General features: G+C 65.1%; 21 protein-coding genes and 1 tRNA gene. 13 read left to right on the top strand and 9 right to left on the bottom strand.

The window, feature by feature from the left end; genetic code table 11:
- Nucleotides 1-77: 77 nt before the first annotated feature.
- The gene (locus ACN0X7_RS14870) at nt 78-1,043 is read left to right on the top strand and encodes a YihY/virulence factor BrkB family protein (RefSeq protein ID WP_417518624.1); all 966 of its coding nucleotides are present in this window, start codon (nt 78-80) and stop codon (nt 1,041-1,043) included.
- A 5-nt stretch (nt 1,044-1,048) separates the two neighbouring features.
- Here the strand turns inward: ACN0X7_RS14870 and ACN0X7_RS14865 are convergent, their stop codons facing one another.
- The gene (locus ACN0X7_RS14865; RefSeq protein WP_417518622.1) at nt 1,049-2,107 is read right to left on the bottom strand and encodes a TIGR03617 family F420-dependent LLM class oxidoreductase; all 1,059 of its coding nucleotides are present in this window, start codon (nt 2,105-2,107) and stop codon (nt 1,049-1,051) included.
- A gap of 98 nt (nt 2,108-2,205) precedes the next feature.
- Here ACN0X7_RS14865 and cofC point away from each other — a divergent pair, with 98 nt between their 5' ends.
- From cofC to ACN0X7_RS14850, 3 genes are all read left to right on the top strand, one after another.
- Nucleotides 2,206-2,886: a 2-phospho-L-lactate guanylyltransferase gene (gene cofC / locus ACN0X7_RS14860; protein ID WP_417518620.1), complete on the top strand. Its 681-nt coding sequence runs from the start codon at nt 2,206-2,208 to the stop codon at nt 2,884-2,886.
- On the top strand, nt 2,883-5,309 hold the full coding sequence (gene cofH, locus ACN0X7_RS14855) for a 5-amino-6-(D-ribitylamino)uracil--L-tyrosine 4-hydroxyphenyl transferase CofH (RefSeq protein WP_417518618.1): 2,427 nt from the start codon (nt 2,883-2,885) through the stop codon (nt 5,307-5,309). Before cofC ends, cofH begins: the two co-directional genes overlap by 4 nt.
- 299 nt (nt 5,310-5,608) lie before the next feature.
- Nucleotides 5,609-5,956: a PilZ domain-containing protein gene (locus ACN0X7_RS14850; protein WP_417518616.1), complete on the top strand. Its 348-nt coding sequence runs from the start codon at nt 5,609-5,611 to the stop codon at nt 5,954-5,956.
- Between the two features lie 36 nt (nt 5,957-5,992).
- On the opposite strand, the gene ACN0X7_RS14845 is transcribed toward ACN0X7_RS14850, so the two are convergent.
- Nucleotides 5,993-6,069 (bottom strand) — tRNA-His (locus ACN0X7_RS14845).
- Nucleotides 6,070-6,187: 118 nt separating this feature from the next.
- Here ACN0X7_RS14845 and gndA point away from each other — a divergent pair.
- The 6 genes from gndA to ACN0X7_RS14815 all read left to right on the top strand — a co-directional run bounded on the left by gndA (nt 6,188) and on the right by ACN0X7_RS14815 (nt 12,019).
- The gene (gene gndA / locus ACN0X7_RS14840; RefSeq protein WP_417518614.1) at nt 6,188-7,555 is read left to right on the top strand and encodes an NADP-dependent phosphogluconate dehydrogenase; all 1,368 of its coding nucleotides are present in this window, start codon (nt 6,188-6,190) and stop codon (nt 7,553-7,555) included.
- Nucleotides 7,552-8,433: a gluconokinase, GntK/IdnK-type gene (locus tag ACN0X7_RS14835; protein ID WP_417518612.1), complete on the top strand. Its 882-nt coding sequence runs from the start codon at nt 7,552-7,554 to the stop codon at nt 8,431-8,433. Before gndA ends, ACN0X7_RS14835 begins: the two co-directional genes overlap by 4 nt.
- A gap of 4 nt (nt 8,434-8,437) precedes the next feature.
- Nucleotides 8,438-9,451 carry a C-terminal binding protein gene (locus ACN0X7_RS14830; RefSeq protein ID WP_417518610.1) on the top strand — a complete coding sequence of 338 codons (1,014 nt, stop codon included), beginning with the start codon at nt 8,438-8,440 and terminating at the stop codon, nt 9,449-9,451.
- A 64-nt stretch (nt 9,452-9,515) separates the two neighbouring features.
- Nucleotides 9,516-10,511, top strand: coding sequence for a D-erythronate dehydrogenase (gene denD, locus ACN0X7_RS14825; protein WP_417518608.1), 996 nt, complete (start codon nt 9,516-9,518; stop codon nt 10,509-10,511).
- 135 nt (nt 10,512-10,646) lie between these two features.
- Entirely contained in the window at nt 10,647-11,387 is a 741-nt protein-coding gene (locus tag ACN0X7_RS14820) for an SDR family oxidoreductase (RefSeq protein WP_417518606.1), read from the top strand.
- Nucleotides 11,384-12,019 carry a glutathione S-transferase N-terminal domain-containing protein gene (locus ACN0X7_RS14815; protein ID WP_417518605.1) on the top strand — a complete coding sequence of 212 codons (636 nt, stop codon included), beginning with the start codon at nt 11,384-11,386 and terminating at the stop codon, nt 12,017-12,019. The genes ACN0X7_RS14820 and ACN0X7_RS14815 overlap by 4 nt, the downstream gene beginning before the upstream one ends.
- Nucleotides 12,020-12,034: 15 nt before the next feature.
- Here ACN0X7_RS14815 and ACN0X7_RS14810 read toward each other — a convergent pair whose 3' ends face one another.
- The 4 genes from ACN0X7_RS14810 to ACN0X7_RS14795 all read right to left on the bottom strand — a co-directional run bounded on the left by ACN0X7_RS14810 (nt 12,035) and on the right by ACN0X7_RS14795 (nt 15,701).
- Nucleotides 12,035-12,856, bottom strand: a complete 822-nt coding sequence (locus ACN0X7_RS14810; protein ID WP_417518603.1) for a metal-dependent hydrolase — start codon at nt 12,854-12,856, stop codon at nt 12,035-12,037.
- A 91-nt stretch (nt 12,857-12,947) separates the two neighbouring features.
- A complete protein-coding gene (gene chrA / locus ACN0X7_RS14805) occupies nt 12,948-14,225 on the bottom strand; it encodes a chromate efflux transporter (protein ID WP_417518601.1) in 1,278 nt (425 codons plus the stop codon).
- Entirely contained in the window at nt 14,222-15,052 is an 831-nt protein-coding gene (locus ACN0X7_RS14800; protein WP_417518599.1) for a chromate resistance protein ChrB domain-containing protein, read from the bottom strand. Before ACN0X7_RS14800 ends, chrA begins: the two co-directional genes overlap by 4 nt.
- Nucleotides 15,053-15,164: 112 nt before the next feature.
- Nucleotides 15,165-15,701, bottom strand: a complete 537-nt coding sequence (locus tag ACN0X7_RS14795; protein WP_417518597.1) for a hypothetical protein — start codon at nt 15,699-15,701, stop codon at nt 15,165-15,167.
- Nucleotides 15,702-15,786: 85 nt separating this feature from the next.
- Between ACN0X7_RS14795 and ACN0X7_RS14790 the strand changes: the two genes are divergently transcribed.
- Complete coding sequence (locus ACN0X7_RS14790; protein ID WP_417518595.1) at nt 15,787-16,734, top strand: AEC family transporter; 948 nt, start codon at nt 15,787-15,789, stop codon at nt 16,732-16,734.
- Between the two features lie 14 nt (nt 16,735-16,748).
- Here ACN0X7_RS14790 and ACN0X7_RS14785 read toward each other — a convergent pair whose 3' ends face one another.
- Together ACN0X7_RS14785 and ACN0X7_RS14780 are read right to left on the bottom strand one after the other, a co-directional pair.
- A complete protein-coding gene (locus ACN0X7_RS14785) occupies nt 16,749-16,988 on the bottom strand; it encodes a type II toxin-antitoxin system RelE/ParE family toxin (RefSeq protein WP_417518756.1) in 240 nt (79 codons plus the stop codon).
- Between the two features lie 41 nt (nt 16,989-17,029).
- Nucleotides 17,030-17,326 (bottom strand): type II toxin-antitoxin system ParD family antitoxin, encoded by a 297-nt coding sequence (locus tag ACN0X7_RS14780; RefSeq protein WP_417518593.1) that lies wholly within the window; start codon nt 17,324-17,326, stop codon nt 17,030-17,032.
- Between the two features lie 145 nt (nt 17,327-17,471).
- On the opposite strand from ACN0X7_RS14780, the gene ACN0X7_RS14775 reads away from it, so the two are divergent.
- Both ACN0X7_RS14775 and ACN0X7_RS14770 read left to right on the top strand, forming a co-directional pair.
- Nucleotides 17,472-17,753 carry a type II toxin-antitoxin system ParD family antitoxin gene (locus tag ACN0X7_RS14775; protein ID WP_417518591.1) on the top strand — a complete coding sequence of 94 codons (282 nt, stop codon included), beginning with the start codon at nt 17,472-17,474 and terminating at the stop codon, nt 17,751-17,753.
- Nucleotides 17,750-18,043, top strand: a complete 294-nt coding sequence (locus tag ACN0X7_RS14770; protein ID WP_417518589.1) for a type II toxin-antitoxin system RelE/ParE family toxin — start codon at nt 17,750-17,752, stop codon at nt 18,041-18,043. The genes ACN0X7_RS14775 and ACN0X7_RS14770 overlap by 4 nt, the downstream gene beginning before the upstream one ends.
- 529 nt (nt 18,044-18,572) lie before the next feature.
- Here the strand turns inward: ACN0X7_RS14770 and pyc are convergent.
- Nucleotides 18,573-22,025, bottom strand: coding sequence for a pyruvate carboxylase (pyc, locus tag ACN0X7_RS14765; protein ID WP_417518587.1), 3,453 nt, complete (start codon nt 22,023-22,025; stop codon nt 18,573-18,575).
- Between the last annotated feature and the right edge of the window lie 402 nt (nt 22,026-22,427).

Raw genomic sequence — 22,427 nt, 5'->3', positions numbered from 1 at the left:
CTGCGCCGTTTCGCCCCCATTGAAGACTGTTGCGGCCCCCATACCTGACCACGGAACAAACAAAAAAGACCGGGGCAATGACCGCAGCAAACGAGAATGACCGCAGCACGGCCGATGCCAGCCGGCCCGCCGAGCTGACATGGGACGACTGGAAACAGATCCTGCTGCGGGTGAAGGACCAGATCGCGAAGGACAACGTCTCGCTGATCTCCGCCGGTGTCGCCTTCTACGCCATGCTGGCACTGTTCCCCGGCATCGCGGCCTTCGTCGGCATCTATGGCGTGTTCGCCGATCCCACCGACGTGGCCGACCATCTCGGCACGCTGGCCGCGGTCATGCCGGCGGAAGCATTCAATATTGTCCGCGAGCAGGTCACCGACCTGACGTCCGCCGGCCCCACTGAACTGGGCTTCGCGTCGGTCCTCGCCATCCTGCTGGCGCTGTGGAGTACGCGCGCCGGGGTCAACGCCCTGGTCATGGGTCTGAACATCGTCTACGACCAGCGCGAGCGCCGCGGCTTCTTCTCCCAGATATCGGTGACCCTGACCCTGACCGCCGTGCTTCTGGTGGTGCTGGCCATCGCCTTCCTGGCCATCCTCGCGGTTCCGGTGGTTCTGGACACATTCTACCTCGGCGATGTGGGCGAATGGCTGGCGGCGATCCTGCGCTGGCCCATCGTCATCGCGACGGTGATTGTCGGACTGGCCCTGATGTACCGGTTCGGCCCGCATCGCAGCGAAGCGCGTCTGGTCTGGCTCAGCTGGGGTGCGGCTGCCGCGACGGTCCTGTGGATCGTCGGCTCCGCCGCCTTCTCGATCTATGTCGCCAACTTCTCGAACTACAACGAGACCTACGGCTCGCTGGGCGCGGTCGTCGGCCTGCTGATGTGGTTCTACCTCAGCGCCTTCATCGTGCTGCTGGGCGCGGAGATCAACTCCGAAATGGAGCGCCAGACCCACCGCGACACGACCACCGGCCCGCCTCGGCCGATGGGCGAACGCGGGGCCGTCGTCGCAGACCATCCCCCCGAAGCGCGGCGCTGACCGCGTCAAGCAGCCGCCGGCAGGTCGAACCCCTCGAACGTCGTCGGAATCTTCTGGATGTCCTGAATCAGGCCGGGATCCAGCATCGGCGTGTCGTCGCCCAGTTCGGACTGCAGCGTCACGATATCGGCCATGCCGCCGAAGCGTTTCTCGATCTCGCCCGCAATCGTGTCCCAGGTGCCATGGGCGCAGAACAGGTCGACCACATCGTCGGGCACTTCGGCCGCCATCTCGTCCCAGCGCTGGGCGACCGACAGGCGGTGCAGCTTCTCGCCCAGATCCAGCAGGTCGTGCTGTTCGAACACGGGCCAGTAGGTGCGCGTCGAACCGTAGAAGGCCACGCGATAGCGCACCCATTCGTACATCTTGGCGGTCTTTTCGGCGTCGGGACCGGTGGCGATGAAACCGCCGCCCGAGAGTTCCAGATTCTCCCGCTTGCGCCCGCCCCGCTCGAAGCCGGTCTGCAGTTCCTTCATCACCACGTTCTCGACATATTTCCGCGTGCAGAACCCGTGCAGCCGCGCCCCGTCGCAGGTCTCGCCAGCGACCCGCAGCATGGCCGGGCCGACCGCCGCGATGGTGATCGGGCAGCCGACCGAGCCGATCTTCGGCGGCAGGAAGTTGGGCGTCATCAGCGTGAAGGAATAGTGCTTGCCGATGTAGGCGAGGTCGGTGGACTGCTCGTCGAAGCACTTCCAGATCGCGCGCAGCGACTGGATGTATTCCTTCATGCGCGGCGCGGGCGCGGACCAGGGCACCGAAAAGCGCCGTTCGTTATGGCCCTTCACCTGGCTGCCGATGCCGAGGATGAAGCGCCCGTTGGAGCTTTCCTGAATGTCCCAGCAGAGGTTCGCCGTCACCATCGGGCTGCGCGGGAAGGCGATGGCGACCGACGTGGCCAGTTCCACCTTCTCCGTCACCGTCGACGCGACCGCCAGCGGCATGAAGCTGTCGCGGCTCGTCTCGTTGGTCGCGATCCCGTCGTATCCCCGCCGCTCGATCTCCTGCGCCAGCGTCACCGCCTCGCGCATCGTCACGCGCGGCATGTTGTAATAGACCTTCATTCCGTTTCCTTCCCCGGTACGGGTGCCTTTCCCCGCTTGTCCCGAGTATGCTACTGCCCCAAGTGGGGAGACATCAACGACCGGGGCACGGGATTGCCATGTGGATCATTCTGCCGATCAAGAATCTTGATCAGGCCAAGCAACGCCTGTCCGGCGCGCTGAGCGCCGAGGAACGGCGGACGCTGTTCGAGACGATGCTGGAGGACGTGCTGTCGTCACTGAAACGGTGCACGACGGTCGACGGCATCCTGATCGTCAGCCGCGAGGACAAGGCCCGCGAACTGGCCGACCGCCACGACGCGCAACTGCTGGTCGAGCCGGACAACGACGGTCAGTCGACGGCGGTGCGGCGCGGGGTCGAGTGGGTGAAGGCCCGCATGGGAGAAGGCGTGGTGACGATACCCGGCGATACGCCGGCCCTGACATCCAAGGAGATCGACGATCTGGTCCGTCTTCATGGCGGGCAGGATCGCGGTCTGACCCTGTCGCCCTCTCACGACGGGCTGGGGACCAACTGCGTGATCGCGACCCCGCCGGACCTGATCACGTTCCATTTCGGACATCAGAGCTTCGAGCCGCATCTGGAAGAGGCGCGCAAGGCCGACGTCACGCCTCGCGTGAAGGCGCTGCCGGGAATCGGGCTGGACATCGACACGCCGGAAGATGTGCTGAAGTTCCTGGACATGGACACCGACACGCGCACCCACAGATACCTGATCGAGACCGGCATCGCCGACCGGTTGAAGCCCGACCGGATGAAAAGCGAACCCGCAGCATGAGCAACCTGATCGCCAGCATCCTGGCAGGGACCCGCCCCACCCCCGCGCAGGCCCGGGAGCTGCTGGATACGCCGCTCGACCGGATGCTGACCGCCGCCGCGACGCTGCGCGACGCGGGCCATGGCGACGTGATGACCTATTCGCGGAAGGTGTTCATTCCGCTGACCCACCTCTGCCGGGACGTCTGTCACTACTGCACCTTCGCGGAACCGCCGAAGAAGGGCGAACCCGCCTACATGACGCCTGAGCAGGTGCTGGAAATCGCGCGTCAGGGCGCGGCAGCCGGCTGCAACGAGGCGCTGTTCACCCTCGGCGACAAGCCGGAACTGCGCTATCGCGCTGCCTCCGAAGCCCTCGAAAAGCTCGGTTACGCCAGCACGCTCGACTATCTCGCCGCCATGGCCGATCTGGTCTTCACCGAGACCGGCCTGCTGCCGCACCTCAACCCCGGCCTGATGGATCTGGACGACCTGAAGCAGCTGAAACGGGTCTCGGTCTCGATGGGCATCATGCTGGAAAGCGATTCCGAGGCCCTGCTGGAACGCGGTCAGGCCCATTTCGGCTCCCCCGACAAGGTGCCGCAGGCCCGGATCGACTGCATGGAAGCTGCGGGCGAGGCCGGTGTGCCGTTCACCAGCGGCATCCTGATCGGCATCGGCGAAACGCGTGAAGACCGCATCTCCTCGCTGCTGCGCCTGCGCGACCTGCACGATCGCCACGGCCACATTCAGGAGATCATCGTCCAGAACTTCCGCGCCAAGCCGGACACGAAGATGAAGGACGCGCCGGAACCCACGCTGGAAGACCTGCTCTGGACGATCGCGGCGGCGCGCCTGATCTTCGGGCCGCAGATGCACATTCAGGCACCGCCCAACCTGTCGCCGGGCGTGCTGCCGCAGCTGGTCGGCGCGGGCATCGACGACTGGGGCGGGGTCAGCCCAGTGACACCCGACTTCGTGAACCCCGAGGCCCCCTGGCCGCACCTTGAAAAGCTGGCAGAAGAAACACGCAGGGCGGGCAAACACCTGGAACAGCGGCTGCCGCTGTATCAGGACTATGCCCTGAAGCCGGAGCGCTGGCTCGACAAACGCTTCGTGAAGCCGGTGCTGGACCGGATCGACGGCCACGGACTGGTGCGCGACGACGCATGGTCGCCCGGTGAACATGATGCCATTCCGGGACTGCCGGACATCCTGCCGTCGGACCGGCTGTCGCCCATCCTCGACCGCGCCGTGTCCGGACAGCGGCTGACCGAGCCCGAGATCGTGCGGCTGTTCCAGGCGCGTGGCGGCGACTTCCGCGCCATCACCGAGGCGGCGGATACGCTGCGCCATGCGGCGAACGGCGACACGGTCTCCTACGTGGTCACCCGCAACATCAACTATACCAACGTCTGCTATTTCAAATGCCAGTTCTGCGCCTTCTCGAAGGGCAAGCTGTCGGAGAACCTGCGCGGCCGGCCCTACGACATCGGCCTGGACGAGATCGGCCGCCGCGTCACCGAAGCCTGGGACCGCGGCGCGACCGAAGTCTGCATGCAGGGGGGCATTCACCCGGACTACACCGGTCAGACCTATCTCGACATTCTGGCGCGTGTGAAGCAGGCGGTGCCCGACATGCACGTCCACGCCTTCTCGCCACTGGAGGTCGCCCAGGGCGCGGCCACGCTGGATCTGCCGCTGGCCGAATTCGTGGCGATGCTGAAGGACGCGGGGCTCGGCACCCTGCCGGGCACCGCCGCCGAAGTGCTGGATGACGAGGTCCGCGAGGTGCTGTGTCCCGACAAGCTGCGCAGCGAACAGTGGCTGGACGTCATGCGCACGGCGCACGCCGCCGGTTTTCACACCACGGCGACCATCATGTTCGGGCACATCGACCGCTATCCCAACTGGGCGCGGCATCTGCTGTGCCTGCGCGACCTGCAGGCCGAAACCGGCGGCTTCACCGAATTCGTACCCCTGCCCTTCGTTCACATGGAAGCGCCGATCTATCTGAAGGGCCGTGCGCGCCGCGGTCCGACATTCCGCGAAGCCGTGCTGATGCACAGTGTTCCCAGGCTGGTCTTCCACGGCCTGATCGACAACATCCAGACGAGCTGGGTGAAGATGGGGCCGGAAGGCGTGAAGGCCTGCCTGAACGCCGGTGCCAACGATCTGGGCGGCACATTGATGAACGAGACCATCACGCGCGCCGCCGGCGCCTCATACGGTGAGGAGATGCCGCCGGAAGCGATGGAGCAGATGATCCGCGCCGCGGGCCGTGTCCCGAGACAGCGGACCACGACGTACGGCACCGCGCCGGCGGCGCAGGTCGAGCGCTCGTTCGGCGCGCCCGTGCTGTCCGATGTCGTCAATACGCCGGCCGCCCGCTATGACCGCGGCCAGCGCCCGTCCCGGCTGATCCGGCCTGGCCTCGCCCCCTGAACAACGAGTCACGGAATCGTTCCTGATCGCCGCCCCAGCCGGCTGTTTCGCCAAAACGCGAACCGGCAACTGTTGCCGCCCTGGTCTGACAATTACCCTCTGATGTGAACATTTATTCATAATTCACCCATACCAGATATCGGAATATTATTATTTGAAATCAATATAATAGACTGAGAGAACGCGACGACTGATCTGATTGGAGGGTGATCGGGCCAACTGTCGGTGGTGTGACCGTCATAACTGGCACGCGCTTTGCTCCACCCCTAGGATGAAAGCTCATCAGAGGTCGTACCGTTATGAACAATGAAATCAGTCTTGCAGATCGACGTCAGCACAGCCGGATCGAACTGACGGAACTGCCGTTGGCAGCCATCAACGGAGAAAATGACAATCTGGCGGTGCGTGCACAGGTTCTCGATATCAGCCTCGGCGGCGCACGCGTGCGCATCGACCGGGCGCTCGACCCCGCACGCAGGACGGTCGAGATTCTGATCGACGGGATCAAGACGGTGGCGGAAGTGGTCTGGCGTTCGCCAACCGAACTGGGACTGCGTTATCTGGAACAAGCCGGCGATGCCGCCGTCGTGATATTCGAACAGATCCTGACCCGCGAATTTTCCCGCAATATCCACGCGACCGCGTGAAACGGTCCATCATTCCGGCGACGTCTGGCAGGAAAATGGGGCGAGTGACCGGAATTGAACCGGCGACTTCCAGAATCACAATCTGGCGCTCTAACCAACTGAGCTACACCCGCCACAGGACGCGCGGGTTTTAGCCGTGCAATCTCATCGGGTCAAGCGATCTGACCGCAACGGTCGCCAGGATGTGCGGCAGACCTGACAGCCCGTCGTTCCGGCCCTAGTCTGTCGGCGATGAATCCGGTTCAGAACCATATCGGCCTTGTCGGCCTGGGTGTGATGGGACGCAATCTCGCCCTCAACCTCCGCGACCATGGCATGGCCGTCACCGCCTGGGATCCGTGGGCCGAGGCCCGTTCGTGGCAGGCGGACAGGATTGTCGTGACCGATGGTATCGCCGCGCTGGTTTCAGCGCTGCCGCGACCGCGCACCATCATGCTGATGGTCAAGGCCGGCGCGCCGGTCGACGAAGCGATCGACCTGCTGCGGCCCCTGCTGGACGACGGCGACATCATCGTCGACGGCGGCAATTCCCGCTTTTCCGACACCGAACGACGGCAGGAAAGCTTGTCGGTCGCGCGCATCCGGTTTGCGGGCCTGGGCGTCTCGGGCGGGGCGGAGGGCGCACGCAGCGGCCCGGCGATGATGCTCGGCTGCGATGATGCCGCCTGGCGGAGCCTGCGCCCGATTCTGGGCCCCGTCGCCGCTCAGGCTGAAGGCACAGCCTGTCTGGAACGGTTCGGGCCGGGCGGAGCCGGGCATTTCGTGAAGATGGTTCACAACGGCATCGAATATGCGGTCATGCAGGCGATCGCCGAGGTCTGGCATGCGCTCCGCTTCGCGGGCAACTCCGGCCACCGCGATAGTGCCAATGCACTGAAGACCGCCGAGCAGGGCTATCTCGTCGAGATCACCCGTGAGATTCTGGAAACAGCCGATGCCGAAACCGGTGTCCCGCTGATCGATATCGTCAGCGATCGGGCCGGTCACAAGGGGACCGGCGGCTGGTGTCTGGAGGCCGCGCTGGATCTGGGTGTGCCCGTGCCCGCGATCGCCGCGGCCATGGCCATGCGGCAACTTTCATCGATGCCGCATCCGCGCGACAGAAGTCCGGCGGCGCGCATCGGCAGCACAGCGGACTTGCTCCATCGCGCGGCGGGTTCGGCCATCGATGCGGCCACGGCCATCGCACTGGCGCAGGGTTTCAGCCTCGCGCTGACTGCCGCCGGGCGATATGGCTGGGACATTTCGATCGAACGCATGGCCCGGAGCTGGCGCGCCGGAAGCATTCTGCGCATGCCCGTCCTCGACCGCCTGACCGGCGGCGTCAGCGACCCACGTGCGGACTTCCTGCCGCCCGCGCTGCGCCGGATGATGGAACGGAACCTGCCCGGCCTTCGCGAATTCACCGGCGCAGCCATCGCCGCCGCCGCACCCGCGCCTGTGCTGGGCGCCAGCCTCGCATGGGCCGACAGTTTTCAACTGACGGTCCTGCCCACGGCCATGATCCAGGCGCAGCGCGACCGCTTCGGCGCGCACGGCTTTGGACGCACCGACAGACCGGGCATCCATCACGGGCCCTGGCACGACGCAGCCTCATGATCGTCATCGTCATGGGCGTCGCCGCCTCGGGGAAGTCGCAGGTGGCGCGGGAACTGGCGCGGCGGACCGGCTGGCCGATGCGGGAGGGCGACGATCTTCACCCGCCATCGAACCGCGCGAAGATGAGCGCGGGCATGGCCCTGTCCGACGACGATCGCGGACCCTGGCTCGACGCCATCGGTGCCGAGATCGCGGCAGCCTGCGCGAAGGGCCGGTCGCTGATCGTCACCTGCTCGGCGCTGAAACGCGCCTATCGCGACCGGCTGCGCGGTTTCTGCCCTGATCTGCATTTCCTGTTCCTGCACGGTCCCGACACAGTGCTTGTGCAACGCATGGCGGCGCGCACCGGCCACTTCATGCCGCCCTCGCTTTTGCCGAGCCAGCTTGCCACACTGGAGCCGCCCGCCGATGATGAGCCGGGCGTTCATTCCGGCGACATCCGCCGGACGGTTCCGGAGATCGCCGCAACATTCCTGGGGGAGGGTCACATGACCAACAAGATCATCAATCCGGCGGGCACTGCCGCGCCGCTGAGCAAGTTCGCGCCGGGCATCGAGAGCACCGCCGGCTCGCGCCTGCTGCATGTGTCCGGGCAGGTCGGCGTCGATGCGGACGGCAAGCTGGGCGGCGATGCCGAGACCCAGATCCGCCACGCCTTCGCCAATGTGCAGGCCGTGCTGGAAGCCGCGGACATGGGCTGGAACGATGTCATCCGCATCAACAGCTACCTGACCGATGCCGCCGACGTGCCGACCTTCCGCAAGGTGCGCGACGAGGTGCTGGACGGTGCCATGACCGCCTCGACGCTGCTGATGATCTCCGGGCTGGTGCATCCCGACATGGTCGTCGAGATCGAATGCGTCGCGGGCAAGGACTGAACGGTTGCGCATTCTGGTTCCCGACACGCAGTTCGAGGGCGAACCGCTGGCCGAGCGCGAGGCGCTGGGCGATAGCGTCACTTTTGACCTGCAGTATGCCCGGACGGCCGAAGAGATCGGCGACAATGTCTGGGCTGCCGCCGATGCCGTGCTGCTGTGGCATGTCATGGACATCACGCCCGAGGTCGCGAAGAAGCTGACGAACTGCCGGATCATCAGCCGGATCGGCATCGGCTATGACCGGATCGATACCGAGGCCTGCGCCGCCGAGGGCATTCAGGTCAGCAATGTGCCCGCCTACGACATGTCCGATGTGGCGACGACGGCGGTGACGCTCGCACTGAACCTGCTGCGCGGGGTGGTGACCTACAACGACCGCGTGCGCGCCGACATCGTCGGCGGCTGGAGCTGGGACGGCCCGCCGATCCTGCGCCGGGTGCGCGGGCAGAAGTTCGGCGTGGTCGGCTGCGGGCGGATCGGCACGATGGCCGCGCTGCGTGCGCGCGCCTTCGGCATGGAGGTCGGCTATTTCGATCCCTACCTGCCGGTCGGCCACGACATCACCATGGAGATGCAGCGCTTCGGCAGTCTGGAAGAGCTTCTGGGCTGGGCCGATGTCGTGACCCTGCACACGCCGCTGAACGACGAGACCTGGAACCTGATCGGCATGCCGCAGGTCGCCGCCATGAAACCGGGCCTGATCCTGATCAACGCCGCGCGCGGCGGGCTGATCGACATCGACGCGCTGGAGGTCGGCCTGCGGTCCGGCCAGATCGGTGCCTGCGGCATCGATGCCTTCACACAGGAACCGCCCGATCCGAACCATCCGCTGCTGGCGGCCTTCAATGCGCGCGAGGACTGGCTGGACGGCCGCATGATCGTCATTCCGCACGCCACCTGGTATTCGCCAGAAACATTCAACGACATAAGGCGCGAGGCCGCTGAGAACATCCGCGGCCTGTTCGAGGACGGCGTGCGGCGCAATGTGGTGAACACGGGCGATTTCCGGGATGTTTGACTAACCTCGTGAATCCTTGGGCTTGACCCGAGGAAGGCAGTAATTGGGTGGGGGAAGAAACGAAATGAAAGTTGTCATCACAGGCGGTGCCGGGTTCATCGGGCGCAGGCTGGCGCGGCAGATTCTGGCGAAGGGATCGCTGGCCGGGCCGAACGGGGCGCAGCAGGACATCACGAAGCTGGTGCTGTTCGACGTGGCCGAGGCGCAAGGGTTCGACGACAGCCGGGTCGAGGCCGTCGCGGGCGATGTGTCCGACGCGGCACAGGTCGCGGCCGTCATCGGCAGCGACACGGGCTCGATCTTCCACCTGGCCGCCATCGTGTCGGCGCAGGCGGAGGAAGACTACGATCTGGGCATGCGGATCAATCTGGACGGCACCCGGCATGTGCTGGCTGCCGCCCGCGCGTTGCCCCATGCGCCGCGTCTGGTCTTCGCCAGCTCGGTGGCCGTGTTCGGCGGTGACGACTTGCCGGATGTGGTCACCGACGATACGCCCATCACGCCGCTGACCAGCTACGGTGCTGCCAAGGCCTGCGGGGAGCAGCTTGTCAGCGACATGTCGCGCAAGGGCTTCATCGACGGGCGTTCGTTGCGCCTGCCGACGATCTCGGTGCGCACCGGCCAGCCGAACCGCGCGGCCTCGACCTGGGTCAGTTCGATGGTCCGCGAACCGCTGTGCGGCGTGGACATGGTGGTGCCCGTCTCGCCGGAATCGAAGATGGCGGTGCTCAGCCCGCGCAAGGTCGTCGATGCCTTCATCACCGCGCACGAGGCGGAGGCCGAGAAGATCGGGCACTGGCGGTCGATGGTCCTGTCGGGGATCACGGTGTCGGCCGGCGAGATCGCCGAGGCCGTCGCGCGCAACAAGGGCAACCGCAAGGTCGGCGAGATCCGCTTCGAACCGGACCCGGCGATCCAGAAGATCGTCGACGGCTGGCCCGGTGGCTGCCGCGGCGACCGCGCCGAGGCGCTGGGGATCAAGGTCGATGGGTCGATTGACGAGATCGTGCGCTATTTCATCGAGGATGATCTGGACAACCAGATGCAGGGGAAGTTCTGATCCGCCTGCACTGACGGTCATCCCGGGCCAGGCCCGGGATCCGGTCGAACTGAAAACGTGCGGCGGAGCCGCTCCGGACCCCGGCACAAGGCCGGGGAGACAGTCCGGAAGAACAAATAAGGGGAGAGAGATCACATGGCAGGACGGCTCGAAGGCAAGAAATGCTTTCTGACGGCGGCGGCGCAAGGCATCGGGCGGGCGACCGCGCTGAAATTCGCAGCCGAGGGCGCCGAGGTCATCGCAACCGATCTGAACGCCGATCTGGTCGGTGAACTGAACGGCACGCCGGGCATCACCGCGCGCAAGCTGGATGTGATGGACCATGACGCCGTGCGTGCCATGGCCGCCGAGGTCGGCGCGGTGGACGTGCTGTTCAACTGCGCGGGCTATGTCGATCACGGATCGCTGCTGGATACGACCATGAAAGGCTGGGACTTCAGTTTCGATCTGAACTGCCGGTCGCTGTTCGTGGTCACCCAGTCCTTCATCCAGGCGATGCTGGACAACGGCGGCGGGTCGATCGTCAACGTGGCGTCCGTCGTCAGTTCCGAGATGGGCGTGGTCAACCGCTGTGCCTACGGGGCCAGCAAGGGGGCGGTGATCGGCTTCACCAAGTCGGTTGCGGCGGACTATATCGGGCAGGGTATCCGCTGCAACGCGATCTGCCCGGCGACGGTGCAGACGCCCTCGCTGGACGGCCGCATCAACGCCTTCGATGATCCGGTGGCCGCCCGTCAGGACTTCATCGCGCGCCAGAAGATGGGCCGCCTCGCCGAAGCCGAGGAGATCGCCGATCTGGCCGTCTTCCTGGCCTGCGACGAGAGCCGGTACATCACCGGCCAGCCCATGGTGATCGACGGCGGGATGCACCTTTGAAACTGCTCAGCGCAACGCCCAGCCCCTACGCCCGGAAAGTCCGCATCGCACTGGCCGAGAAGGGCGTTGCTTTCGACCTGTTGACCGAGGTGCCGTGGAACGAGGACACCTCGACACCGCAGCACAATCCGCTGGAGAAGCTGCCGGTGCTGATCCTGGACGATGGCGAGACGGTCTATGAGTCCGATTTCATTCTGGAATGGCTGGAGCACCACCACCCCGAACCGTCCATGCTGCCCGCCGATCCGGAACTGAGGCTCGCCGCGCGGCGGTTCGAGGTGCTGGCGGACGGCGTCTGCGATGCCTTCGTGCTCTGGTTCTTCGAGAGCTTCCGGCCCGAAGCCCATCGCAGCCAGTCCTGGATGGACCGCCAGCACCGCAAGATCACCGGCGGTCTCGCCGAGATCGACCGGCTGGTGCCAGCGGAGGCGGAATTCTGCGTCGGCGACCGCTTCGGGCTGGCCGATATTGCCGTCGGCACCGTGCTGGATTACATGCGTGCCCGCTATCCGGCCCTGGACTGGCAGACGCGCCACCCGGCCCTGGCCGCACGGCTGGACCGTCTCTCGGAACGTCCTTCGTTCAGGGAGACGGTACCGGTGCCGCAACAGATCGCCGGCTCGGTCGTCTGAGTCCTTTTGGACGGATCAGAAGTCGCGCGTATCGCCCGGCTGCATGACGACCGTGTCGACCTTGTGATCCTTCAGCGCCTTCTTGAACTGCTCGGGCGTGCCTTTCAGGATCGGGAAGGTGCCATAGTGCATGGGCATCACCGTCTCGACGTCCTTGAAATAGTTGCGCACGGCAAAGGCGGCGTGGGCCGGCCCCATGGTGAAGTGTCCGCCGATCGGCAGCAGGGCCAGCTTCGGCTTGTAGTAGTTGTTGATGAAGCCCATGTCGCGGAACACGCCGGTGTCGCCCGCATGATAGATCTTGTAGCCGTTTTCCAGCTGGATGATGTAGCCCGCCGGTTCACCGCCCGGCAGCACGATATCCTTGCCCGAAATCGGATCCTTGGTCCGGATGGACGAGCTGTGCTCGGCACGGGTCATCGTGATGATGATGCCGTCACCGATCGGCGAGATCCGGCCCGACTTGTTGAACCGGATCAACTGCTTGGAATCGATCACGTCCAGCGTGGCGTAGGTCGAACCCATGTCCGCGTTCATGGCGACCTTGGCACCAGTCAGTTTCGCCAGTTCGAACGTATCGCCGACATGATCGCCATGCCCGTGCGTCACCAGGATCAGGTCCACCTTCCCCAGCTTGGCCAAATCCTTCATGGCCTCCGGGGTCTTCGGATTCTTCGTGATGAAGGGATCGATCATGATCACCTTGCCGCCCGGCGAGACGATCTTGAACGCCGCCTGCCCGTACCACGTGATCTTCGCGCCCTCGGCCTGCGCCGCGAACGCCATCATTGCCGTGGCGCCGGCCACCGCTGCGAATTTCAGAAACCTGCCGATCATCTCGTCACCCCATCCTTGTGCTCGGTCGCTTTGTGCCAAGCATGACGCACTTGCGCACAAAAGCCAGTCAACAATTTCGCCGCAGCGCGTTTCAGACAGCCGAGGAAAGCAGAAGGCCACCCAGCGCGCTGAACGCCAGTACGCGGAACAGGCTCCAGTGCAGGTTGAGCAGAAGGACGGCCGCAATGATCGAGAGGGTCAGCACCGCCGGGTCCAGCGTCCCGAGTTCCGGCTGCCAGAGTGTCAGCGGCCCGACCTGTTCCAGCGTCACCGTGCGGAACAGGACATGCAGACCGAACCAGATCGACAGGTTAAGGATGACCCCGACCACCGCCGCCGTGATCGCGGCGAGCGCACCGCTCAGCCGTGGCTGCGCCGAGATCCATTCGATGTAGGGCGCGCCTGTGAAGATCCACAGGAAGCACGGCGCGAAGGTCGCCCAGAGCGTCACCAGCGCACCCGCCAGTCCCAGCCCGATGCCGCCTTCCCGGAAGGCTGCGATGAAGCCCACGAATTCGGTCACCAGGATCAGCGGGCCCGGGGTCGTCTCGGCCAGTCCCAGCCCGTCCATCATCTCCACCGCCGTCAACCAGCCGAAGCCGGTGACGACATCCTGCGCCATGTAGGCCAGCACCGCGTAGGCGCCGCCGAAGGTGACCACCGCCAGCTTCGAGAAGAACAGCCCGATCTCGCCCAGCACCGGAAACCCGGAAAGCTGCCCGATCAGCAGCAGCGGGACCAGCCAGATGATCAGCCAGACCAGAACCGTGCCGAGCGTTCTCAGCGGTCGCACACTGACCGGCACCGCCGCGTCGCCGCGCTCCCGACCGGCAAAGATAAATCCGTACTGCGCGGCCAGACCGATGATCAGCGGGAACGGCAGCGCCAGAAAGAAGATCGCGATGAACGCCAGCCCGGCGATGATCCAGTGAGACGTGCCCTTCAATGCGCGGCGGGACACCTTCAGCAGGGCTTCGATGACGATGATCAGGACCGCCGCCTTCACGCCCAGAAACAGCGCGCTGACCAGCGGCACCGATCCCCAGATCGCATAGATGACAGCCAGCGTCAGCACTACTGCTGCACCCGGCAGGACGAACAGCAGCCCCGCCATCAGGCCGCCCGCAACACCGTGCAGCCGCCAGCCCGCGTAGGTCGCAAGCTGCATGGCCTCCGGGCCTGGCAGCAGCATGCAGAAGCTGAGCGCGTTCAGATACTGCTTCTCGGTCAGCCAGCCCTTCTCATCGACCAGCACGCGGTGCATCAGCGAGATCTGGGCGGCGGGCCCACCGAAGGATAGCAGTCCGATGCGGCCGAACGCAGCGAAGGCTTCTGCCCGGTCGGGCCCTGTCCTGTTCATGTCGCTCATGCCGCCTGCTTCTTTCCGACCGTGCCGTGGGTTTCGTCATGGGTTTCATCCGACGCATCGCGCGCCCAGCGATAGAGCGCATCGTAGATCGCAAACCCGGCCTCCAGCATGGCCAGGTCATTGCGATACATGCGTGACAGCCCCAGCGAAACCGCCAGCAGACCGGCACATTCGGGTGCCAGATCGTGCCGGCTGGTGTCGGCGCCGCGCACGATCAAGGCCAGACGGGCCAGTGCGTCGGTCTTCAGCCCGAATCCGTCCAGCATGGCGTCGAAGGTGCAGTGATCGCCGTCGTGACGCCATACGGCATCGTCGGCATCGAAGGGCGTGGCACCGAACTTCCCGGCGACCGCCCCGACTTCAGACGGACTGACGAACAGGAACCGCGCCCGGCGGTCGACAAACCGCCGGATCAGCCACGGACAGGCCAGCCGGTCGATCTTCGGGCGATGCCGCGTGACCCAGACCGTGCGGCCCTCGGCGTCGGGGACCGGCAGACGGGCCACGGGCACAAGCGGCTGAACCGCGTCCCGCCATCCCCACTGACCGCCCGCAAGGCTTTCGGCCCGGACCCCGGACGCGCGCAGAAGTGCCGCCGCGCCCTGGCTGAGCTTCAGGCCCTTCTGGCAATAGACGACGGCGCGCTGCCCCTGCAGGCGTGGCACAAGTGCCTCGATCCGGTCGAAGGGCTGGCGGATCGCACCGGGGATGATGCGCGGATCGAGGGCGAAATCCGCATCGATGCAGACATCGATGATGACCGGCGCATCGGGAGTCCCGATCAGCCGCGACAGTTGTTGAATGGTGATCTCGGTCGGTGACGCCATGGCAGCATCCTCCCCACGTCCATGAGGTTGAACAGGATGCGGATTTGGGCTGACGCCTCACGGGGCACCCGCGCGCCCCATGGACAAAGCATGTCGCGACGCGTGTCCTGCGTCAACCGGCAGCGCGAGAAGACCGTTTCATCGCCTCGAAATTCGCGTCGGTGAAAGGCATCGCCGCGCCGGTGCGCCAGTTGAACAGGGACCGTTCGACCTGCATCAGGGGGCCCAGGTAGACATGCAGCGCCAGGCTGGGGTCCGGACCGGCGGCGGTCACCGCATGAATGCCATCGGCCCCCATCGACAGCATGTCGCCGCGACCGACCTCCTTCTCGAAGACCTGCAGCAGTTCGCCATACAGGCGGCGGTAGAGAATGTTGCGCTCCACCCCGCCGACGACGCCGATATGAACCGGAATCGTATGCTCGTGCGGTGGCAGGATGACGTCGGGCCAGAAGCGACAGGTCCAGATCGAGACCGTTTCATCCTCGAACAGGTGCACTTCGTCGTCGGCCTGTGCGGCGATCAGCGCGGCGAACGCGTCCGCGCGCGTCAGGGCATCTTCCAGCACGCCGCGCACGGCGCTGGTCGGTTCATCGCTCACCGCTGCGGCGCGCGCGTCGGTGACGAATGTTTCAAGCAGGCGATCCATGGCCGCATCTGACCGATAAAGCCGGTCCGGTTCAAGCGCGAAAGGCCGCATGGTGGCGGCATTGCGCAGCAGCTACGGAAAGAACATGGAACCGATCATCAACATCGTGCTGCCGGTCTTCGCCATCGTCGGCGCGGGCTACCTGTGCGGTTCGCGGAAGCTGCTGGGCGCGGAAAGCAGCGCAGCGCTGAACGGTTTCGTGTACTGGGTCGCGCTGCCGGCCATGCTGTTCCGGGCGATGGCAACGGTCGATGTCGGACAGCTCTGGCAGCCGGATTTCCTGATCGGCTTTCTGGTCCCGCTGCTTGCCATCGGGTTTCTGGCGATCCTGGCGGCGCGGCTGCTGTTCGGGCGCTCGCTGGCCGAGGCCGCGATCCACGCCATGAACGGTATCTACGGCAATTCCGGCTACATGGGCATCCCGCTGGCGGTCGCGGCCTTCGGCGAGGCCGCCGCCGTGCCTGCGGTCGTGGCGACCGTGATCAACACCGCGGTCGTCGTCGGCATCGCGATCACCCTGATCGAAGTGGGAACGAAATCCGGCGCGAACCCGTTCCGTGTGGTCGGCAACGTGCTCGCCTCCATGGCCAGGAACCCGATGCTGGTCGCGCCTCTGCTCGGGCTGCTCTGGGCGGTCGCGGGCTTCGACCTGCCGGTGCCGGTCGACGCCTTCACCGGCATCCTGGGCGCGGCGGCGGGGCCATGCGCGCTGTTCGCCATCGGCCTGTTCATGGTCGGCAAGCCGCGTTCGGAAGGCCGCGCCGAGGTCGGCGTGATGACCGCCACCAAGCTGATCGTGCAGCCCGGCCTGACTGCGCTGGCCTTCTTCTGGCTGCTGCCGGTCGATCCGCTCTGGGCCAAGGTCGCCGTGCTGATGGCCGCCCTGCCGACGGGCGCAGGCAGCTTCGTTCTGGCCCAGGCTTACGGCATCTACGTGCTGCGCACCTCGTCGGTGATTCTGCTCAGCACGGTGCTGTCCGTGGTCACGATCTCGATCTTCTTCATCCTGTTCCCGCCGATCGTGGGCGGTTAAGTCATTATCCAGCTTCAATCGTCCGTTTCAATGACGTGCTCAATGTCACGAGAGCCGTGCAGCACCCTTCCGATCTCGATGTGCTCGCCGGAAACAGTGTAGAAGATCAGATACTTTCGGTGTGGAAAGGCGCGCATACCTTCCGGCATATATGGTCGCCTGAAACCGATGCCCGGCTGCGAGGCCAGGGCGTCAAACATCTCGAACAGCTGCCCGACGAACCCGTCAGCGTTAACCTCGGAATCTTCGGCGATCCAGTCCCAGATTTCCTGAAGATCGGCATCCGCCTTCTGACTTAATCGGAAGCGGATCGTTTCTGCCTTTCCCTGCCGCGCCGCTTCACATCTTCAAGATATGCGCGCGTTCCCTCTGGGTGGTCGAATTCGACATAGCGGCCTTCTTCGATATCAGACCGACCCTTTTCAAGTTCAGTACGAAGCCAGGCGCGTTTCTGCTCCTTCTCAGCTTCATGATCCTCCAGCAGGCGCAGCCCGGCGCGCACGACATCGCTGGCGTTGCCGAAGCGACCGCTTGTGACCTGGCCATCGATGAATTTCTCAAACCTGGATCCAAGCGAAAAGCTGCGAGGCATACCGGTTATCCATTTTTGATAGTCGGATAACTATTATCTGGTCTGAGGATGCGAAACTCAACCCCGCTCAAGCGCCGCGTCCAAGGCGCTGGCACAGTACTGGTATGAAGGTATAATACCGGAGATTCAGCAACGGAGCATCGACATGGCCCTGGCCGAAAAGCGCACCATCAGCCTGCCCCCCGAACAGGCAGCCTATATCGACGATCAGGTCGCGAACGGCGGCTATGCCTCCGCCAGCGAAGTGGTCCGCGCCGGATTGCGTGCCTTACGGGAGCGCGATGAGGTCATCGAACGCTGGCTCCGCGAAGAGGTGGTGCCGGTCCATGAGCGAATGCAGCGAGAACCCGATTCGGGCATCCCGGCGGAGGACGTGTTCGCGATGCTGCGGGACCGAAATGCACAGATGAGCGACAAGGCCGAATGAAAGAACGACCGGTTGTCTTCGCGATTGAAGCTCAGACGGACCTTGTTGCAATCCATGACTACATTGCTGAAAGAGCCGGTACGGTGATCGCCCTTGGTTACGTCGAACGGATTGAGGCATTCTGCCTTGGCCTCGGCGATGGGTCGGAACGCGGCACGCGCCGAGAGAATCTGGGCATGGGCGTGCGAACCATCGGCTTCGAGCGGCGGGCCACGGTGGCCTTCACCATCGACGTCAACCGAGTGACCATACTCCGCATATACTACGGCGGGCGGGGAATCGATCGATAGCCGAAGCAAACGGCTGTCTGGCGCAAGCCATCAGATTGACGCGCGGGTCGTGCCCGCCCCCGTTCAAGCCGGGGGCAGCGGGCATCCGGCAAACTCTGGAACCTGTGGCCAGGCCGCCCCGGACCCCCGCACAAGGCGGGGGTGACCCGATGAGGCGTGAAGGAATTCAGTCGAAAGTCGGAACGATCCACGCCAGCCTCTACGCACAGCGGGAACGGGATGAGGCGGTCGAACACTGGCTGCGGGAAGCGGCCCCTCGATCATGGGGGATCAGTCGCAGACGCGCGCCGCCAAGTCACGGAAGCCTCCGAACTCTCAGGCGGGTCATGCCCGCCTCGCGCGGGCATCCGGCAGGCTCTGCAATCTGTGGCCGGGCCGCCCCGGACCCCCGCACAAGGCGGGGGTGACCCGATGAGGCGTGAAGGAACTCGGTCGAACGTTGAAATGGTCCAGCGTTCCGGATGGCAGGCTCCAGAAAACGGCCGCCCATATCGGCGATCCCCCCAGCCTTTCATCGCGGGAGGTGCTCCTACCCCATCTCCACCAGCAGGTCTTTTGCGTCGACCTGGGTACCTGCGCCTGCAACGACCCGGGCCACCTCGCCGTCGGTTTCGGCGCGGATGGCGGTTTCCATCTTCATGGCTTCGATGGTCAGCAGCAGGTCACCCGCCAGCACCTTGCTGCCGGCTTCGACCGCGACGGTGGCGACGAGGCCCGGCATCGGGGCGGCCACGTGCTTCGGGTTGGTCGGGTCGGCCTTCGGGTGGCGTTCGACGGATGAGTCCACACTTCGGTTCTGCACCTTCACGCGGCGCGGCTGGCCGTTCAGTTCGAAGAAGATGCGTACGATTCCCTCCTCGTCCGGCTCGCCGATGGCAAGGCAGCGGATCACCAGCGCCTTGCCCTTCTCGATCTCGACCGCGATCTCCTCGCCCGGCTTGATGCCGTAGAAGAAGTTCATCGTCGGCAGCCGGTCGACCGGCCCGAATTCGGCCTGGAAGGCGGCAAAGTCGGCGAAGACCTTCGGGTACATCAGCCAGGACTGGAATTCCTCGTCGGTGATCTCCCGGTTCGCATCCTCCTCGGCCTGCGCGCGGGCGGCGGTCAGATCGGCGGGGGGCAGGCTGGCACCGGGGCGGTCGGTCAGCGGCTTGGTCTCGCCCAGCACCTTCTTCTGAAGTGCGCTGGGGAACCCGTTCGGCGGCTGGCCCAGATCGCCGTGGAAGAAGCTGACAACGGAATCGGGGAAGCTGAACGGCTTGTCCGGATCCTCGATATCATCGCGCGTCAGCCCTGCAGAGACCATGGCCAGCGCCATGTCACCCACGACCTTGGATGAAGGTGTCACCTTCACGATGTCGCCGAACATCTGGTTCACGTCGGCATAGGCCCGGGCGACCTCGTGCCAGCGTTCCTCAAGGCCCAGGCTGCGCGCCTGTTCCTTCAGGTTGGTGAACTGCCCGCCGGGCATCTCGTGCAGATAGACCTCCGACGCGCCGAAACGCAGATCGCTCTCGAAGCCGCGATATTCGCGCCGCACGGCCTCCCAGTAGTCGGAGAACTGCCGGATGGTGGCCGGGTCCAGACCGGTCTCGCGGTCGCCGTGGCGCAGCGCCTCGACGATGGAGCCCAGGTTTGGCTGGCTGGTCAGGCCGGAGAAGCTGTCCATGGCCGCGTCCACGGCATCGACGCCCGCTTCCGCCGCCGCCAGCACGCTTGCCGCCGAGATGCCGGAGGTGTCGTGGGTGTGGAAATGGATCGGCAGGCCGGTCTCGTCCTTCAGCGCCTTCACAAGCACCCGCGCCTGCGCCGGTTTCAGCAGGCCCGCCATGTCCTTGATGCCCAGAATGTTGGTGCCCGCCGCCTGAAGGTCGCGCGCCATCTTCACGTAGTAATCCAGGTCGTAGGTGCCGCGGCTGTCGTCGAAGATATCGCCGGTGTAACAGACGACGGCCTCGCACAGCTTGCCCGATTCACGTACCGCATCGATGGCGACGCGCATGTTCTCGACCCAGTTCAGGCTGTCGAAGACGCGGAACACGTCGACACCGCTGTCGGCCGCCTGGTGCACGAAACCCTTCACCACATTGTCGGGATAGACCGTGTAGCCGACGCCGTTGGCGCCGCGCAGCAGCATCTGGAACAGGATGTTGGGCACCTTCTCCCGCAGGTCCGACAGGCGCGTCCACGGGCATTCCTTCAGGAAGCGCATGGAGACATCGAAGGTCGCCCCGCCCCAGCATTCCAGACTGAACAGCCCGGACATGTTGCGGGCGTAGGCGTCCGCCACCTGCACCATGTCGAAGGTCCGCATCCGGGTCGCGAGCAGCGACTGGTGGGCGTCGCGCATGGTGGTGTCGGTGACCAGCACGCGCTCCTGCGCCAGCATCCAGTCGGCGAACTTCTCCGCGCCCAGTTCATCCAGCAGGTCGCGGGTGCCCTTCGGCGGTTCGTCGTTCTGCCAGGCGGGGACCTTGGGGTCCGGTCCGACGGCGGGCAGCACACGGTTCGCGACTTCCGGATTGCCGTTGACCATGACCTCGCCCAGAAAGTTCAGCAGCTTGGTCGCGCGGTCCTGACGCACGGGGAAATCGAACAGTTCCGGCGTCTCGTCGATGAACTTGGTGGTGTACTCGTTGGCAACGAACTTCGGGTGGTTGATCAGATTCTCTACGAAGGCCAGGTTGGTCGCGACGCCGCGGATGCGGAATTCGCGCAGCGCCCGGTCCAGACGGCGGATCGCCTGTTCCGGGGTGCGCGCCCAGGCCGTGACCTTCTCCAGCAGGGAATCGTAGAACCGCGTGATCACCGCGCCCGAATAGGCCGTGCCGCCGTCGAGGCGGATGCCGAAGCCGGTCGCGCCGCGATAGGCCAGAATGCGCCCGTAGTCGGGGATGAAGTTGGCTTCGGGGTCTTCGGTGGTGATGCGGCACTGCAGGGCGTGGCCGTTCAGCCTGATCTCGTCCTGCGGCGGCACCCCGGTCTCCTCGATCACGCCGACATGGCCGCCCTCGGCCACGCGGATCTGCGCGCGCACGATGTCGATGCCGGTGACTTCCTCGGTCACCGTATGCTCGACCTGGATGCGGGGATTGACCTCGATGAAGTAGAAATCGCCGGTATCGAAATCCATCAGGAATTCGGCGGTGCCCGCGTTCACATAGCCCGCCGAACGTGCCAGTTTCAGGGCGCTTTCGCACAGCTCGGTGCGCTGTGCATCGTTCAGATAGGGCGCGGGCGCACGCTCCACGACCTTCTGGTTGCGGCGCTGGACCGAGCAGTCCCGCTCCCACAGGTGCACGACATTGCCGTGATGGTCGCCCATCAGCTGCACCTCGACATGGCGGGCGCGGCGGATCAGCTTCTCCAGATAGACCTCATCGTTGCCGAAGGCGTTGCCGGCCTCGCGGCGGCCCGCGTTCACTTCCTCCTCAAGCTGATCCTCGGTCTCGATCTCGCGCATGCCGCGTCCGCCGCCGCCCCAGGATGCCTTCAGCATCACCGGATAGCCGACCTCGGCCGCCATCCGCGCGACCTCGGCCATGTCGGTGGGCAGGGGGCCCGTGGCGGGCACGACCGGCGTACCGGCGGCGATGGCGGCCTCGCGCGCGGCAACCTTGTTGCCCAGCGAGCGCATGATCTCCGGCGGCGGGCCGATGAAGGTGATGCCGTTGGCGGCACAAGCCTCGGCGAAGTCGGGGTTCTCGGACAGCAGGCCATAGCCCGGATGCACCGCATCCGCGCCGGCCAGTTTCGCCACGCGGATCATCTCCTCGATCGACAGATAGGCCCCGACCGGCCCCAGGCCCTCGCCGATCAGATAGCTTTCATCAGCCTTGAAACGGTGCAGCGCCAGCTTGTCCTCAGCGGCATAGACGGCCACCGTACGGATGCCCATCTCGTTCGCGGCGCGCATGACGCGGATCGCGATCTCGGACCGGTTCGCAATCAGAATCTTGGTGATCTTGCGGAATTCGGCCATCTGGACCCCCTGATTTCCATGTACCCCGCAGGCATGGTGGGTGAAGCGCCGGGTTTTGGCAAAGGGGAAAGCGGAACGAGCAAGCAGCGGTCACAGGTTGGCAGGGCATCGCGACAGATTCTGCAGATCGACCGGCCGGTTCTGGCAAACTCGGTTTTTGCCAAATCCTGCACCGGGCTCTCATCTGACAGAGAGTCGGAAATCTGGTTCGAGCCCAATTTGACGAATGCTGCGTTGGGGCGGAAACAGTCTGAATGGTTCCATTCAGACTGTTTTCAAGAATGGCAACCACCTGTGCGAGTTGCGTTGTTTCGTATTCATGGTGATTCCATGAATACGAAAAGCGCTCTAGGTCGGAATGTCGGCCAGGCCAATGAAACGAGGATCTGAGTGGATCAGGCC

Origin of the sequence: Minwuia sp. (assembly GCF_048263705.1) — a bacterium.
In the GTDB taxonomy this organism is placed as follows: domain Bacteria; phylum Pseudomonadota; class Alphaproteobacteria; order Minwuiales; family Minwuiaceae; genus Minwuia.
Note: the sequence above shows the minus strand (reverse complement) of the source record. Positions and strands in the feature narration are given on the sequence as shown.

Excerpts from the sequence above, each read along its gene's own strand:
- gndA (WP_417518614.1), top strand. The coding sequence starts at position 6,188 with ATGAATCCGGTTCAGAACCATATCGGCCTTGTCGGCCTGGGTGTGATG.
- cofH (WP_417518618.1), top strand. The coding sequence starts at position 2,883 with ATGAGCAACCTGATCGCCAGCATCCTGGCAGGGACCCGCCCCACCCCC.
- ACN0X7_RS14810 (WP_417518603.1), bottom strand. The coding sequence starts at position 12,856 with ATGATCGGCAGGTTTCTGAAATTCGCAGCGGTGGCCGGCGCCACGGCA.
- ACN0X7_RS14795 (WP_417518597.1), bottom strand. The coding sequence starts at position 15,701 with ATGGATCGCCTGCTTGAAACATTCGTCACCGACGCGCGCGCCGCAGCG.
- cofC (WP_417518620.1), top strand. The coding sequence starts at position 2,206 with ATGTGGATCATTCTGCCGATCAAGAATCTTGATCAGGCCAAGCAACGC.
- ACN0X7_RS14770 (WP_417518589.1), top strand. The coding sequence starts at position 17,750 with ATGAAAGAACGACCGGTTGTCTTCGCGATTGAAGCTCAGACGGACCTT.
- ACN0X7_RS14850 (WP_417518616.1), top strand. The coding sequence starts at position 5,609 with ATGAACAATGAAATCAGTCTTGCAGATCGACGTCAGCACAGCCGGATC.
- ACN0X7_RS14865 (WP_417518622.1), bottom strand. The coding sequence starts at position 2,107 with ATGAAGGTCTATTACAACATGCCGCGCGTGACGATGCGCGAGGCGGTG.
- ACN0X7_RS14820 (WP_417518606.1), top strand. The coding sequence starts at position 10,647 with ATGGCAGGACGGCTCGAAGGCAAGAAATGCTTTCTGACGGCGGCGGCG.
- ACN0X7_RS14790 (WP_417518595.1), top strand. The coding sequence starts at position 15,787 with ATGGAACCGATCATCAACATCGTGCTGCCGGTCTTCGCCATCGTCGGC.
- ACN0X7_RS14835 (WP_417518612.1), top strand. The coding sequence starts at position 7,552 with ATGATCGTCATCGTCATGGGCGTCGCCGCCTCGGGGAAGTCGCAGGTG.
- ACN0X7_RS14775 (WP_417518591.1), top strand. The coding sequence starts at position 17,472 with ATGGCCCTGGCCGAAAAGCGCACCATCAGCCTGCCCCCCGAACAGGCA.
- ACN0X7_RS14800 (WP_417518599.1), bottom strand. The coding sequence starts at position 15,052 with ATGGCGTCACCGACCGAGATCACCATTCAACAACTGTCGCGGCTGATC.
- denD (WP_417518608.1), top strand. The coding sequence starts at position 9,516 with ATGAAAGTTGTCATCACAGGCGGTGCCGGGTTCATCGGGCGCAGGCTG.
- pyc (WP_417518587.1), bottom strand. The coding sequence starts at position 22,025 with ATGGCCGAATTCCGCAAGATCACCAAGATTCTGATTGCGAACCGGTCC.
- ACN0X7_RS14870 (WP_417518624.1), top strand. The coding sequence starts at position 78 with ATGACCGCAGCAAACGAGAATGACCGCAGCACGGCCGATGCCAGCCGG.
- ACN0X7_RS14780 (WP_417518593.1), bottom strand. The coding sequence starts at position 17,326 with ATGCCTCGCAGCTTTTCGCTTGGATCCAGGTTTGAGAAATTCATCGAT.
- chrA (WP_417518601.1), bottom strand. The coding sequence starts at position 14,225 with ATGAGCGACATGAACAGGACAGGGCCCGACCGGGCAGAAGCCTTCGCT.